Raw genomic sequence first — 13,594 nt, 5'->3', positions numbered from 1 at the left:
GTCATTCAGCGTGAGGAAGGTTACATCTTGAATCGATTCATAAATCATAGGGCGTGACATGCGCTACGTCAACGCACGACGGCGGCAGGCCACCTTAGGCTCCAGTGGAACCAAGGCGACCTGCCGCCGTCGTAAGTTCTCTCGCTTCAGCCGACGCCGGACTACTTCGCCAGGAACCGCAGCAGGATCTCGTTGATTTCAGCGCCGTGCGTCCAGAGCATGCCGTGTGGGGCATCCTCGATTTCGACGTACTCGGCGGAGGGGAGCCGCTTGGTGAATTCACGTCCGGTGGCGTCGATTGGAAGGATGCGGTCGTCAGTGCCGTGGACGATCAATGACGGGACGGTGACCTTCTCGATGTCGGAGCGGAAGTCCGTGAGCCATGAATCCACAACGGCGAAGGAAGCGTACCAGGATGAGCCTGCGGCGACGTTCCACGAGTTCCGCAAGGCTTCCTCGCTGAGGCGGTTGCCCAGGAAGTTGTCGGTGTTGAAGAAGTCGTTGTAGAAGTTGGTGAACCAGGCGTAGCGGTCCTCGATGGCGGCGTCGCGGATGCCGTCGAACACCGAAGACGGGACGCCGGTGGGGTTGTCGTCCGTTTGGAGAAGGAAAGGTTCGAGGGACGCCAGGAAGGCGGCCTTGGCAACGCGGCCTTCGCCGTAGGTGCCGAGGTAGCGCCCTACTTCGCCGGTGCCCATCGAGAAGCCCACCAGTACTGCGTCGTTCAGGTCCAGGGTTTCGAGGACCGTATTGAGATCGGCGGCGAAGGTGTCGTAATCGTAGCCGGTGGTCGGCTTGCTGGACTTTCCGAATCCGCGGCGGTCGTAGGTGATGACGCGGTAGCCGGCGTTGAGGAGGGCTGCGGTTTGCTTCTCCCACGAGCCGCCGTCCAGCGGGTAGCCGTGAATCAGGACTACGGGCTGACCTGCTCCGTGGTCTTCGTAGTAGAGCTCAATGTCCGTGGTGTTTTCGGTGCCGACCTTGATGAAACCCATGATGTTGTCCCTTTTCTGCGAGTGGAGAACGATCGTTCTCTTCCTGTGTTTTCCATCGTAGAGAACGTTCGTTCTCTTTGCAAGTAGAATGGGTGCATGAATATTTCCGAGGTCCGCGAACGCATCGTTGCCACCGCCGATGAGCTCTACAACGCCAAGGGAATCCAGGCCGTTGGGATGGACGAGTTGCGTTCCGCTGCCGGGGTTTCGCTGAAGAAGCTCTATGGGGAATTCCCGTCAAAGAGCAGTATCGTGATGGCCGTGCTGGAGCGTCGGCATCAGTCGTGGACCGAGGGTCTGGACGCCACAGTCCAACAAGCCGGGACGCCGCGCGAACGCCTCCTCGCCATCTTCGACTACCTTGCCGGCTGGTTCTGCCAGGACTCATTCCGCGGGTGCGGGTTCATCAACAGCTTCGCTGAACTGGGTGCCGTAAGCCCCGAGGTTGCCGAGTATGCGCGGAAGCACAAGGAGTCGTTCCAGGAATATGTGGCGCACCTGACGGTGGAGGCCGGCGCCCCCGCCTACTTGGCGCCGCAACTGGCCATCCTCGCCGAGGGCGCCCAGACCACCGCGGCCATCGCCGGTACGGCCGACGCCGCCGGACAAGCGCGTCAGGCGGCCGAGGTCCTGATCGGCGCTGCTTTGGGCAAGTAGGAGCCAGCGGACTGCAGCCTGGAGCAGCTCGTGGAAGACTGGACGCATGTCTCCCCGTCCCATGAAACCGCGCCCCCAGCCCGACGCCGTCGAAAAGGGCGGCCCCCAACAGCCGCGCAACGGCCGCCGCCATCTTGCGCTGAGGCTCGACGACGCGTGGCTCGGTTTCCAGACGAGACTCGCCATCCGGCGCGGCAGGGTGGAAACGGTGATTCCCTACACCGGCTACGGCAGCACATCCTGGGTCAGGGTGCTGGCACGCGTCGTCCGCAGTGACCCTCGCGATGCCGCCGGCCACGCCAAACCGTTGCAGGAAAGCATGCGGGGCTGGCGCAACTTCACCAGCGCTCCGGTGGCAAATGCTGACGTTAATGTGACTCTCGCGGGCACCGTTTTCACCGTACGGGCCGATCGCGGAGGTGTGGTGGATGCCCGCATCCCGGTGGCCCTCGATGCCGGGTGGCACACCCTCACCCTGCAATCCGGTGAGTCCCGGGAGGTGGAGGCTCCTGTTGAGATCGTTGCCGACAACGCCGACTTTGGTGTGGTCTCTGACATTGACGACACCGTGATGGTCACGGCCCTGCCCCGGCCGTTCCTGGCTGCCTGGAACACCTTTGTCCTCAACGAACACGCGAGGACCCCCACTCCCGGGATGGCTGTGCTCTATGAACGCATTGCCCGGACCGCCCCCTCGGCCCCCGTGTTGTATTTGTCCACTGGTGCTTGGAATGTTGCCCCCACGCTGTCGCGGTTCCTTTCCCGCAACTTGTACCCTGCCGGTCCCAAGCTGCTGACCGACTGGGGCCCTACCCCTGACCGCTGGTTCCGCAGTGGTCAGGAGCACAAGAGGAACTCCCTGGAACGACTCGCGGAAGAGTTCCCGCACATCAAATGGTTGCTGGTGGGCGACGACGGACAACATGACGAAGCCATCTACTCCGAGTTTGCCCAGCGGCATCCTGAAAACGTCAAGGCGATCGCCATTCGACAACTCTCCGCCGGTGAGGCGGTCCTCGCCGGCGGCCGTTCAAAGACAGGCGGCCAGCCCACCCCAGGGGTGCCGTGGATCTACGCGCCCGATGGGGCCGGGATGTCGGCCCAGCTCGAAGAGCTGGGCATTATCCGGAGTGAGGTCCGTTCCGCCGATGACCCCGAGGAAGGCGACGTTCAAACGGACGCCGGCTGACTACCATCCGAGGACGGCGGCGGGCTGACCGCTGTGTAGTGGGTCAGCGCGCACAACCATCGTCCATCCCGTTTGACGAAGACATCGGTGGTCCATTCGTCGGCGTCACTCCGCAGGCCGCGGTAATGCGCGGTGGTGGTGACGCGGGCTGTGATGGTCGCCGAGTCCTCGAAAATGCGAACTCGGGGCTCACCCACCACGACCATTCGTGAATGCGTCAGGTCCCCGGATTCCACCAAGGCGAAGAACTTCACGCCGGGGGAGATGCCGGAATCGGAAACGATGACCCAGTCGTCCGTTACGAAGGCGGCGATGCGGGAGGCATCGTTGTCCACGATGGCCTGTGCCCAGTCCTTTGCCGCGGCGAGCAGTTCTTGTTCCTGCCCGTCCGGCAGCGGCGGTGCCTTGCGAGGGAGCATCATGGGGCCATTGTCCTCCAGGCGCCGCCGCCGATGAACAGCTACGCGACGTCGATGAACACCGGGTTCGCGTAGAACCAGGTTTCTGTCCACGGATCAGCGTCGCCGAGGTTGTTTCCGCGGCGGACGGGCCCGGCGGGGTCTACTGATGCGCCGTTGGCGCCTCGGACATCCAGTCCTTGCAGCAGGTGTCGGAAGGTTAACCGGACAAAACTCAAGGGTGAGTGATCGACATATGTCCAACAGGTCATGGCTTCTTGGCTGAATGTACCGAGCTGGAAGGTCGATTCCGAACCTACGGTGGATCCAGATGCTTCGCACATCGATCCGCCGTCAGAAAAGAGAATGCAGTGACTGAAATCAACCAGCTCCCCGTGGTTCCGCACTGGATCGGAGGCGCTGAGGCGCCGTCGGCCGGGGACCGCACGGCCCCCGTCTTCGATCCCGCCCTGGGCAGGGAAACCAAGCTGGTCAACCTTGGCAACGCCGAGGACATCGAGACGGCCATCTCCTCGGCGCACAAAGCCTTCCCGGCGTGGCGCGACATGTCCATCACCAAGCGCCAGCAGATTATCTTCCGTTTCCGGGAGCTGCTGAACGAGCGGAAGGGCGAACTCGCGGAGATCATCACCTCCGAGCACGGCAAGGTAGTCTCCGATGCCCTCGGGGAAATCACCCGCGGCCAGGAAGTCGTGGAACTGGCCACCGGCTTCCCTCACCTCATCAAGGGCGAGCATTCAGAAAATGTCTCCACCGGCGTCGACGTTTACTCCACCAAGGCGCCGCTGGGTGTTGTAGGCATCATCAGCCCGTTCAACTTCCCCGCCATGGTGCCGTTGTGGTTCCTGCCGATTGCCATCGCGGCCGGCAACACTGTGGTGTTGAAGCCGAGCGAGAAGGACCCGACGGCGGCCAACTGGCTTGCTGCCCTTTTCTCCGAGGCCGGCCTCCCGGATGGTGTCTTCAACGTCCTGCATGGCGACAAGGAAGCAGTGGACGGGCTCCTGGAACACCCGGACGTCAAAGCGATTTCCTTTGTCGGTTCCACCCCGATCGCGCAGTACATTTACGAGACCGCGGCCCGCAAGGGCAAGCGGGTCCAGGCGCTCGGCGGGGCGAAGAACCACATGCTGGTCCTGCCCGACGCCGACCTCGAACTGACTGCCGACGCCGCCATCAACGCCGGGTTCGGTTCCGCGGGGGAGCGGTGCATGGCGATCAGTGTGGTGGTGGCGGTCGAACCTGTCGCGGATGCGTTGATTGAGAAAATCACCGCCCGGATGTCCACCCTGAAGATCGGCGATGGCCGCCGCAATTGCGACATGGGCCCGTTGGTCACCCGCCAGCACCGCGACAAAGTGGCCTCGTACATCGACGTCGCCCTTGAGGATGGCGCCAAGGTGGTGGTGGACGGCCGCGGCATCGAGGTCGACGGCGACCCGAACGGCTTCTGGCTCGGCCCGACGCTGATCGACGACGTCCCGGTCACCTCCCGCGTGTACACCGAGGAAATCTTCGGCCCGGTACTGGCAGTGGTCCGAGTGAAGAGCTACGAAGAGGGCCTGCACCTGATCAACTCCGGCGCCTTCGGCAACGGGACGGCGATTTTCACGAACGACGGCGGTGCGGCCCGCCGCTTCCAGACCGAGGTTGAAGTGGGGATGGTGGGTATCAACGTGCCCATTCCCGTGCCCGTGGCCTATTACTCCTTCGGCGGCTTCAAGGACTCCATCTTCGGCAGCTCCAAGGCTTACGGCGTGCAGGGCTTCCAGTTCTACACCCGCGAAAAAGCCATCACCTCACGTTGGCTCGACCCCAGCCACGGCGGCATCAACCTCGGATTCCCCCAGAACTAGAGGGATGTGATGGAGCGTCGGTGATATAGGGCCGGGAGGTGAGAGAGGGTCGGACCTGACACGCTCTCTCACTTCCCGCTGGTTTCGGGCTAACGCTCTTCCAGATACTCGACGGCGGCGAACAGTTCCAGCCTGTCGCGCAGGCTGTCGAGGTTGAGTCCCAAGACGGTGCCCGCAGCATCGATCCGGTTCCTGAGGGTGTGCCGGTGGATCCCCAGCTGCCGTGCTGTCCGGTCCCAGACACAGTTGTTCGCCAACCACGCGGTAACTGTTGGCAGCAGCTGGGTCTGTTCGGTTTCGTCGTGCTTGGCCAACGGCTCAATGAGCCGCCGGGCAACGGAGCCGGCCTCATCGCGGTGCAGCAGGCCCAACATCCCACCCCGTGAGATTTCCTCGAAGGTGACAAGGGGGCGGGCGAGTTCCAGAGCCCTTTGCAGTGATCGCTCTGCCTCCTTCAAGGCCCTGGCCAGGCTGGCAAAGTCCGTTTCCCCTGAAGTACCTGCGGTTGCGCCGTATCTTTCCAGGAGGACTGTGGCCTTCTGCTGGAGTGCTGATCCTGCCAGCACTACAACGTTCTCGTTCCGTTGAGCGTAGAAGACGGCTCCGCGGTGGTCGTCCGACAACAGTTCCAGTGCCTCCAGGAGGTTCTGTCCTTGCCCGGGAGGCTGCGCCATGGTCACCACCACGGGGTCTGCGGGCAGCCTGCCCCAGACCTGGCGTGCCGTGCGCTCGGCAACGTCCGTGCTTCCTGCCAACAATTGTTCGAAAACGCCTGCACGCAGATGGCGGCGTGCGGTATCGAGGGTGCGCGTTTGCTCCAAGGCGAGGCTCGCCAGTGCGATCACACTGTTGATGATGTCGGTGCGGGCAGGGTCCAGGGGTTCGATGGCGCCCAGGACCAGCACACCGCGCAAATGATGCCGGCGGCCCAGCGTTTGCAGGGTGATCTGCTCGCCGTCCACCGTTAATTGCGAGACCGATCGCGAGCCTTGGTCCAAGGATTTCCTGACAGCATCCGTCACCCCGGGCATCAACGACGACGGCACGGGACGGTTGTTGGGCATCAGGATATGGTTTCCCGCGGCGTCGAACATCGCCACCCAGCCATGCAGTTGCCGCTCGAGCTCGGCCAGGATGGAACGCAGTCCGTCAGGACGCAGGGCAGCCCGTGCGATGGCCCGTTGTGCTTGGAGCGACCATTCGGACCTGGCGTTCTGCTCCTTCGCCAGCAAGTCTGCAACGAATCGTATGACGGCGATGAACGGCGTCCTGTCGGGGACCTCCAGCAACGGCAACCCATGGGTCCGGCACGCCTCAACCAGTCCCGGCGGCAGTACGCCGTGAATCACTTGGGTGGCGAAACCGAGGCCGCTGATCCCATGCTTGACCAACCGCGCCACATAGTCGCTATAGAGCTCGCCGGGGCCATCGCCCACGGGAAACTGCGTACCATCCGTCAGCAGCAACTGCCCCGGATCGAGGAACGGAGTGGGGTCGTCGAGATCGGAACTATGGACCCAGGACACGGATGTTTCCACCGCAGGGTCACCTGCCTCCGGCGTCACCAGCCTTAAGTTGAGCGAGCTGTTGCGAAGGATGGTGTTGATGGTCAGCGGCATACTCAGGCGCTCCTTGGAAAAACGTAGTTCCACACCCTGCCAACTATACAAATGTCCTGAGGTGCATCCCTGTTCAGAAGAGCAAGATGAAGGGGAAGCCCCGCCCGCCCTTTCGAGAGGACCTTCCCATGTCGCCAACCCGGACCGCCCTGGCTGTTCCCACCACCAACGAGGAGGTCGCCGCGCTGGACACCGCCAACGTCTTCCACTCCTGGTCAGCCCAGAAAACGCTGAACCCCCTCGCCATCGCCGGCGGCTCCGGCAGTACCGTTTGGGACCACGAGGGCAGGACGTACTTGGACTTTTCCAGCCAGTTGGTCAACACGAACATAGGCCACCAGCACCCGCGCCTCATCGAAGCCATCAAGCAGCAACTGGACACGCTCACCACCGTTGCTCCCGCGCACGCCAACCACACCCGCGCCCTGGCGGCCCGGAAGGTCCTGGCCCACTCGCCGTCGAACATGGAGAAGGTGTTCTTCACCAACGGCGGCGCTGACGCCAACGAGAACGCCATCCGCATGGCCCGCTTGCACACCGGGCGGGACAAGGTCATCTCCCGCTACCGCTCCTATCACGGCAACACCGGCGCAGCCATCGTGGCCACCGGCGACTGGCGCCGCATCCCCAACGAATACTCCCGCGGACACGTCCACGTCTTCGGGCCATATCTTTACCGCTCCGAGTTCTGGGCCGAAACCCCGGAACAGGAAGCGGAGCGCGCCCTGCAGCACCTGCGCCGGACCATCGAACTGGAAGGGCCGCAGTCCGTTGCCGCAGTGCTGCTCGAAACCGTTCCCGGGACGGCCGGCATTCTGCTCCCGCCGCCCGGCTACCTCGAGGGCGTCCGTGCACTCTGCGATCAGCATGGAATCATCCTGATCCTTGACGAGGTCATGGCCGGCTTCGGACGCACCGGCGACTGGTTCGCCCTGGACGCCTTCAATGTCAGGCCCGATCTCATCACCTTCGCCAAGGGCGTCAACTCGGGCTACGTCCCGGTAGGCGGCGTCATCATCTCCGAAGAAATCTCGACCACCTTCGACGACCGTGTCTTCCCCGGCGGCCTCACCTACTCGGGGCACCCACTGGCCGCGGCCTCGATTGTTGCCTCGATCGAGGCCTTTGAAGAAGAAGACATCATAGGGAACGCCACCCGGATCGGCCGCGACCACCTCGAGCCCGGCCTGGCATCTTTGGCCGCCCGCCATGACGTCATCGGTGAAGTCCGGGGACGCGGCGTGTTCTGGGCCCTCGAGCTCGTGGAGGACCGCCAGACACGGACGCCGGTCAGTGCAGCGTTCATGGCGAGGCTCAAAGCGGAACTGCTCAACCGCGGACTGTTGCCCTTCATCGCCGACAACCGCGTGCACGTGGTGCCTCCCGCCGTCGTAAACCCCGAAGAAGTACGCCAAGCATTGGCGATTTACGACGACGCCCTGACCGCCGTCAGCTGACGGCTTCCCTTCGACTCGCCGCAGCCTCAACTGAGCAGTTTCGGAGAAGCTTCCGGCCCGCCGGCGCCGTAGCTTTGGGTTAAGAGCACCATCACGCAGCAGAGACGAAGGAACCCACCATGGCTGAGACCGGAACAACTGACAAGACCAAGTCCTACGACGGCTTCACGGAGGAAGAGCGCACGGCGATGAAGGAGCGTGCGCAGGAACTGAAGAAGGCTCCGCGCAAGAAGGCAAGCAAAGCTGACGGTGAAGCTGACGTCCTGGCCAAAATCGCCGAGATGCCCGACGGGGACAAAGCCATAGCCGAAGCCCTGCATGCGATCGTCAAGGAGCACGCGCCCGAACTCACGTCCAAGACCTGGTACGGGATGCCGGCCTACGCCAAGGACGGAAAGAACATCGTCTTCTTCCAAAGCTCCCACAAGTTCAAGGCCCGGTACGCCACGCTCGGGTTCGAAGAAAACGCCAAACTCGACGACGGCGACATGTGGCCCACGTCGTTTGCCCTGAAGGAAATGACGCCGGAGGTCGAGGCAAAGATCGTGGAGCTGATCAAGAGGGCGCTGGCATAATCGCTTGCGACCTTAGGCCGGCTGACTGTTGGCCGGCGGCAGATCCGGATTCATGGGTTCCAGGTCCGGATCTTCTGCCGTCCACACCTGGACGATGGCCCAGGCAACCGCCGCAATGGGAACCGACAACACGGCGCCGATGATTCCGGCGAGGATGGTGCCTGCTGTCAGCGCCATCAGGATGACCAGTGCGTGCAGTTCCAAGGACTTGCCCATGACCACCGGTTGAAGGAGGTCACCTTCAAGTTGATTGACGGCGATCACTGCGATCACGACGATCAGCGCCACGATCGGGCCGTTGGCGACGAGCGCGACCAAAGCTGCCAGGATCCCGGCGACCGTCGCCCCCACCAAGGGGATGAAGGCTCCAATGAACACGATGATTGCCAGGGGGATGGCCAGCGGGACTTGGAGGATGAGCAGGACCGTGCCGATCGCTACCGTGTCCACCAACGCGACAATCGCCGTGCCTCGAACGTAGCCGCCCAGGACCTCCATGGTGCGCTTCCCAACCCGGCGAAGCTTGGCTTCCCTCAGGCCTGTGAAGGGTCGCAGGAAGAACTCCCAGATCTTGGCGCCGTCCTTGAGGAAGAAGAACAGGATCACTACCACCAGGCTGGCGCCGGCAAGGAACTCGGTCACCACCGATAACCCAGTAACCGCCCCGGAACGCACCTGACTGCTCTGGGCAAACTCCACGGCCCCTTCACGGGCCTGGTTCAACTGCTCCCGGTCGATCGGAAACGGCCCGGTCAGCAGGAAGTTCTCCAACTCATCAAGGCCGGCTGCGGCCTGGCCGATCAGTTCGTCCCACTGGCTGCGCACCGACAGGACGATCACCGTGATGACTCCGCCGAGCACCATCAAGAGGCCAAGGAATGCGACGCCAGTGGCCAGGCCGCCTCGCCAGCCGCGCCGTCGAAGCATGTTGACGAACGGCCCTATGGCCGCCGCAAGGATCAGGGCTATGAGCACCGGGATGACCAGCAGACGGATTTGGAGCAGCCCGAAGATCGCCACCACCGTCAGGGTCAGTATGAGCAGGACCTGCGCTGCCCGCACGGAAGCTCGGCCCAAGGAGTCTTTCCAGGGTTCAGGCTTGTGTTGCCTGCGGACGGAAACGGGCGCTGTTTCCTCGTGTGCCGTCATGGGGGCTCCTGTTCGTTCGCATCGGTCAACCGACCTGATCAAACATAAGCCTACTGACTATTGCACCTTCCTAGTGGGTCGGATCAGGGTGTGGTGGTACTGGACCTGGGTCGGGAACCGGCGAGGGCCCGGGGGTGGGGTTTGGATCCGGAATGGGGCTGGGTGGAAACGGCGTGGTGGGATCCGGTGGCGGCACCGGCCCCGGGTCCGGGGGGAATGGCTCGGGCTCGTGAGTGGGAGGAAGGGTCATGATCTCTCCTTTTGCTTACTCAGGTGTAGTGCTCCGGGCAGATGCTTGCAGCCTACTCCGGGTTGCGTGGCAGCTATAGGGGTTCCCGCATTTGCAACTTTCTAGGTCATTTGACCTAGGATGAGATCATGAATGACCTCCTTGAATTTGATCCCACAGGTCCCGTGCTGATCGTCGGCGGCTACGGCACCGTCGGTACGGCACTCACGGGACTCGCCGGTACGCAATGGCCGCTGCTTCTCACGGGCAGGAACCCGGACCGCGGCAGCCACCTGGCAAACGGAAACGTGACTGTCCAAAGGTGGGACCTCAGCCGGCCGGAACCCTTCCACGCCAAGGTCAGGGCGGTGATCAGCACCGTCAACGACCCCGACGACAGGGTTCTCCGCGCTGCCGTCAGCGCCGGGATCCCGTACGTCGACGTCACCCGCTGGACCAGTCGCGTCACCAGGGCAGCTACTCTGGCAACCCTCCTTCGGCCAACTGCTCCTGTATTGCTGAGCTCGGGCTGGATGGGCGGCGTGATCAACATCGTCGCAGCAGCTTTGGCCCAGGACGCGGGCGGCGGTGACCAGATTGACGTCGCCATCCGGTACGACATCAACGACCGCGCCGGGGTTGACTCAGTGGACTTCATGGACCGGCTGGGACTGGACTTTGAAGTACGCAAAGGCGGTAAGGCCGCCGTCGTGCGTCCCTTAAGCGACACGCGCTGGGTGGACATTGCCGGGCACCGCACCAAGGTGGCACGGCTCGACACGCCTGAACAGTTCACTTTGCCGCTCACCCTTGGCGCCGGATCCGTGGCAACCCGGATCGGGTTCAGCTCCAATACGTCCACGACGGCGTTGCTCGCCGCACGTGCGGTGGGACTGTTCCGCTGGGGTAGCGGGGAACGGTGGTCACCGCTGCGGCGCTCCCTGTTGTACTCGCCCGGTGCGGGCGGCACGGCTCACATCCGTGTTGACGTGAAAGGTCCGGCCGGAACACGAACGGCCGTCATTTCGGACCCACAAGGTCAAGCCCACCTGACGGCGTTGGGCGGATTGCTGGGGCTGCGCGCAGTTCTCGCGGAGGGCGCGCGGCCCGGTGTTTCCTTCCCCGAATCCACCCTGGATTCCGCGTCCCAACTCACGGAACTCGAATCGCACGGTGTGACAATATTGAGGTCATGACTGAAAGCAAGGGCGCCCTGAGGAAGGCTGCGCTCCTTGACGCTGCTGAAGAAGTGCTGGTCACCAAGGGCAACGCGAACGCTGCAATGCGGGACTTTGCAGCTGCCGCAGGGGTGCGGATTGGACACCTGCAGCACTACTTTCCAGCCCGTTCAGACCTCATTCGCGCTGTCCTTGATCGAGCCCTGGCGCGCTCGCTGCGGCGGCTTGAGGAGACGGCCGGATTCGATCTCGACTCAGACGCGTCAGGCACGTTGTCCCGGGACGATTCCTACCGTCTGCTCACCGCGCTGCTTCAGGAGCATTCCGAGTTGGCGGATGTGAGGATGCACGTGGAGATCTGGGCGCTGTCCGCCTCGGATGATCAGGCCGCCGGTGCTCTGCGGTCTTTTTACGCCCAATACACTGCGCACGTAGAAGGTGTGGTCCGGCGGGGCAGGCCGGAACTGTCGGAGCCGTCCCTGAGGGGAGTGGCAAGCGCGATCGTCAGCCTCTTTGAGGGGGCGGCTGTGACACGATCCGACATCGCGGGGCTACGCACCGAGCACGGCGATCAAGCAATCATCCGCACCGCACAGTGGTTGATCCACGGACAGGAAGCCGCCCAATGACCCATCTGACACCCACACCCGCGCAGTTCCGCTGGCAGCAACTCGAATTCGGCGCCTTCATCCATTTCGGCATCAATACCTTTGCCGGCAAGGAGTGGAGCGACGGCACCATTCCGCCGTCGACTTTTAACCCGACAGAACTCGACGCCGGCAGCTGGGTCCGGGCGGCCAAGGAGGCGGGAGCGAGGTATTTGGTCCTCACTGCCAAGCACCACGACGGATTCTGCCTCTGGCCCACGGCAACAACTGACTACTCCGTCGCGTCCTCGCCGTGGCGCGGTGGTTCAGGCGACGTTGTTCGCGACGTTGCCGAGGCCTGCGCAGAACAGGGCATCGGGCTGGGGCTCTACCTGTCTCCCTGGGACCGGAACGCCGACTGTTACAGCGATCCCGCAGCCTACGACGACTTCTACGTCCAGCAGCTCACGGAACTCTGCACCGGTTATGGCCAGGTCATGGAATTGTGGTTCGACGGTGCCGGGTCTGTGGGCCGGGAGTATGACTGGGAACGGATCATCGCTGTTGTTAAGGAGCACCAGCCTGACGCCATGATCTTCAACATGGGCCAGCCCACCATCCGCTGGGTAGGCAATGAGAACGGACTGGCGTCGGACCCCGTGAACTACGTGGTGGATCGCACGTCCGACACCCAATACACGGATTCCAGCTCCGGGCTGGAGGCCGAACACTATCTGCCGCCGGAATGCGATGTTTCCCTCCGCCGCGGTTGGTTCTGGCACCCGGACGACGAGCCCAAATCCACCGAACACCTGCTCGCTATTTACTACCAGTCGGTGGGAATGGGTGCGAATCTCCTGCTGAACCTTCCGCCGGACACACGTGGGCTGATTCCGGAGCGGGATGTCGCGAGGCTCCAGGAGTGGAAGGCCGAGCTGGACCGTCGCCTCTCCGGCACGGTTGAGGCCACTGTTGAACATCACGACGGCGGAGCCACCCTGAGTTTCCCGGCTGCGGTGACCTTCAACCACCTGGAGCTCGTGGAGGACCTGAGCTCGGGGCAGCGGATCACTCAGCACGCGGTGTTTGGTGATGGGGTTGTTGCTGATGACGGCGGTGCCGGAGCGGGCCTTGGTGGGGCGGGCCTTGCCGGAGCGGGGCTTGTGGAGGGGAAGACGGTGGGCAACCGACGCATTCACCAGTTGCCCGTTGTCACCGCGAAAAGGTTGCACGTGAAACTAAGCGGTGAGGATGGCCGCCTTGGCTCCGCGCGCGTCTATACCGGAGCACTGGATGCCGCAGTGCCGATGATTCCCGAAGGATACGAAGCCCCCACGGACGCGCCGGACTAGCTGTCACAGCCTCTTCGGGTGGTCACCGGTCACGGGTCGAGGGCGGTCGGTATGTTGGTCCCTGGCCTGCCCGGACTGCCGACGCAACACTGGGCTCTGCCCCGGAAGATGCTCCCGGGCGGCGAAACTGCGCCCCGGAGGCTGGTTTGTGGTCGCTGGGGTTGGGGTTGAGCGGAGCCTCTAATAATGTCTGTGCCTCCTGCGAGAGTTGGGGGTATGAAGCAGATCCGGGAGAGGCAAGCGAAGACGGCGTTGTCCGCTGTGCCTCGTCCTGCTTTGTCTCAAGGGGTGGATCAAGCTGGGACCATCAGTGGTGATTTGATTGGTCGGTC

13 protein-coding genes are annotated in these 13,594 nt (G+C 63.3%); 8 read left to right on the top strand and 5 right to left on the bottom strand.

The window, feature by feature from the left end; genetic code table 11:
- Positions 1 to 161 precede the first annotated feature (161 nt).
- Complete coding sequence (locus AB4Y77_RS17260) at positions 162 to 995, bottom strand: alpha/beta fold hydrolase (protein ID WP_442014770.1); 834 nt, start codon at positions 993 to 995, stop codon at positions 162 to 164.
- A gap of 96 nt (positions 996 to 1,091) precedes the next feature.
- Between AB4Y77_RS17260 and AB4Y77_RS17255 the strand changes: the two genes are divergently transcribed.
- A complete protein-coding gene (locus AB4Y77_RS17255) occupies positions 1,092 to 1,652 on the top strand; it encodes a TetR/AcrR family transcriptional regulator (RefSeq protein WP_311211400.1) in 561 nt (186 codons plus the stop codon).
- Positions 1,653 to 1,698: 46 nt separating this feature from the next.
- A complete protein-coding gene (locus tag AB4Y77_RS17250) occupies positions 1,699 to 2,841 on the top strand; it encodes an App1 family protein (protein ID WP_442014769.1) in 1,143 nt (380 codons plus the stop codon).
- Here the strand turns inward: AB4Y77_RS17250 and AB4Y77_RS17245 are convergent.
- Together AB4Y77_RS17245 and AB4Y77_RS17240 are read right to left on the bottom strand one after the other, a co-directional pair.
- Positions 2,823 to 3,263 (bottom strand): nuclear transport factor 2 family protein, encoded by a 441-nt coding sequence (locus tag AB4Y77_RS17245; RefSeq protein ID WP_442014768.1) that lies wholly within the window; start codon positions 3,261 to 3,263, stop codon positions 2,823 to 2,825. The two genes, AB4Y77_RS17250 and AB4Y77_RS17245, sit on opposite strands and share 19 nt — an antisense overlap.
- Before the next feature lie 38 nt (positions 3,264 to 3,301).
- Positions 3,302 to 3,511: a hypothetical protein gene (locus AB4Y77_RS17240; protein WP_442014767.1), complete on the bottom strand. Its 210-nt coding sequence runs from the start codon at positions 3,509 to 3,511 to the stop codon at positions 3,302 to 3,304.
- Between the two features lie 99 nt (positions 3,512 to 3,610).
- Between AB4Y77_RS17240 and AB4Y77_RS17235 the strand changes: the two genes are divergently transcribed.
- The gene (locus AB4Y77_RS17235) at positions 3,611 to 5,116 is read left to right on the top strand and encodes a CoA-acylating methylmalonate-semialdehyde dehydrogenase (protein ID WP_442014766.1); all 1,506 of its coding nucleotides are present in this window, start codon (positions 3,611 to 3,613) and stop codon (positions 5,114 to 5,116) included.
- Positions 5,117 to 5,205: 89 nt separating this feature from the next.
- On the opposite strand, the gene AB4Y77_RS17230 is transcribed toward AB4Y77_RS17235, so the two are convergent.
- Positions 5,206 to 6,735 (bottom strand): PucR family transcriptional regulator, encoded by a 1,530-nt coding sequence (locus AB4Y77_RS17230; RefSeq protein WP_442014765.1) that lies wholly within the window; start codon positions 6,733 to 6,735, stop codon positions 5,206 to 5,208.
- A 128-nt stretch (positions 6,736 to 6,863) separates the two neighbouring features.
- Between AB4Y77_RS17230 and AB4Y77_RS17225 the strand changes: the two genes are divergently transcribed.
- Together AB4Y77_RS17225 and AB4Y77_RS17220 are read left to right on the top strand one after the other, a co-directional pair.
- Positions 6,864 to 8,192, top strand: a complete 1,329-nt coding sequence (locus tag AB4Y77_RS17225; RefSeq protein WP_442014764.1) for an aspartate aminotransferase family protein — start codon at positions 6,864 to 6,866, stop codon at positions 8,190 to 8,192.
- Positions 8,193 to 8,311: 119 nt separating this feature from the next.
- Positions 8,312 to 8,767, top strand: coding sequence for an iron chaperone (locus AB4Y77_RS17220; protein WP_442014763.1), 456 nt, complete (start codon positions 8,312 to 8,314; stop codon positions 8,765 to 8,767).
- 12 nt (positions 8,768 to 8,779) lie between these two features.
- On the opposite strand, the gene AB4Y77_RS17215 is transcribed toward AB4Y77_RS17220, so the two are convergent.
- Positions 8,780 to 9,916: an AI-2E family transporter gene (locus tag AB4Y77_RS17215; protein ID WP_442014762.1), complete on the bottom strand. Its 1,137-nt coding sequence runs from the start codon at positions 9,914 to 9,916 to the stop codon at positions 8,780 to 8,782.
- A 378-nt stretch (positions 9,917 to 10,294) separates the two neighbouring features.
- Here AB4Y77_RS17215 and AB4Y77_RS17210 point away from each other — a divergent pair, with 378 nt between their 5' ends.
- The 3 genes from AB4Y77_RS17210 to AB4Y77_RS17200 are packed head-to-tail and all read left to right on the top strand — an operon-like array spanning position 10,295 to position 13,262.
- Positions 10,295 to 11,341: a saccharopine dehydrogenase gene (locus tag AB4Y77_RS17210; protein ID WP_442014761.1), complete on the top strand. Its 1,047-nt coding sequence runs from the start codon at positions 10,295 to 10,297 to the stop codon at positions 11,339 to 11,341.
- Positions 11,338 to 11,952, top strand: coding sequence for a TetR/AcrR family transcriptional regulator (locus AB4Y77_RS17205; protein ID WP_442014760.1), 615 nt, complete (start codon positions 11,338 to 11,340; stop codon positions 11,950 to 11,952). The genes AB4Y77_RS17210 and AB4Y77_RS17205 overlap by 4 nt, the downstream gene beginning before the upstream one ends.
- Positions 11,949 to 13,262 (top strand): alpha-L-fucosidase, encoded by a 1,314-nt coding sequence (locus AB4Y77_RS17200; protein WP_442014759.1) that lies wholly within the window; start codon positions 11,949 to 11,951, stop codon positions 13,260 to 13,262. Before AB4Y77_RS17205 ends, AB4Y77_RS17200 begins: the two co-directional genes overlap by 4 nt.
- Positions 13,263 to 13,594 lie beyond the last annotated feature (332 nt).

The organism is Paenarthrobacter sp. YAF11_1 (genome assembly GCF_052113445.1).
In the GTDB taxonomy this organism is placed as follows: Bacteria; Actinomycetota; Actinomycetes; order Actinomycetales; family Micrococcaceae; genus Arthrobacter.
This window is presented reverse-complemented; position numbering and strand designations above follow the sequence as displayed.

Coding starts and splice junctions, on each gene's coding strand:
- AB4Y77_RS17260 (WP_442014770.1), bottom strand. CDS start 995: ATGGGTTTCATCAAGGTCGGCACCGAAAACACCACGGACATTGAGCTC.
- AB4Y77_RS17255 (WP_311211400.1), top strand. CDS start 1,092: ATGAATATTTCCGAGGTCCGCGAACGCATCGTTGCCACCGCCGATGAG.
- AB4Y77_RS17250 (WP_442014769.1), top strand. CDS start 1,699: ATGTCTCCCCGTCCCATGAAACCGCGCCCCCAGCCCGACGCCGTCGAA.
- AB4Y77_RS17245 (WP_442014768.1), bottom strand. CDS start 3,263: ATGATGCTCCCTCGCAAGGCACCGCCGCTGCCGGACGGGCAGGAACAA.
- AB4Y77_RS17240 (WP_442014767.1), bottom strand. CDS start 3,511: ATGACCTGTTGGACATATGTCGATCACTCACCCTTGAGTTTTGTCCGG.
- AB4Y77_RS17230 (WP_442014765.1), bottom strand. CDS start 6,735: ATGCCGCTGACCATCAACACCATCCTTCGCAACAGCTCGCTCAACTTA.
- AB4Y77_RS17225 (WP_442014764.1), top strand. CDS start 6,864: ATGTCGCCAACCCGGACCGCCCTGGCTGTTCCCACCACCAACGAGGAG.
- AB4Y77_RS17220 (WP_442014763.1), top strand. CDS start 8,312: ATGGCTGAGACCGGAACAACTGACAAGACCAAGTCCTACGACGGCTTC.
- AB4Y77_RS17215 (WP_442014762.1), bottom strand. CDS start 9,916: ATGACGGCACACGAGGAAACAGCGCCCGTTTCCGTCCGCAGGCAACAC.
- AB4Y77_RS17210 (WP_442014761.1), top strand. CDS start 10,295: ATGAATGACCTCCTTGAATTTGATCCCACAGGTCCCGTGCTGATCGTC.
- AB4Y77_RS17205 (WP_442014760.1), top strand. CDS start 11,338: ATGACTGAAAGCAAGGGCGCCCTGAGGAAGGCTGCGCTCCTTGACGCT.
- AB4Y77_RS17200 (WP_442014759.1), top strand. CDS start 11,949: ATGACCCATCTGACACCCACACCCGCGCAGTTCCGCTGGCAGCAACTC.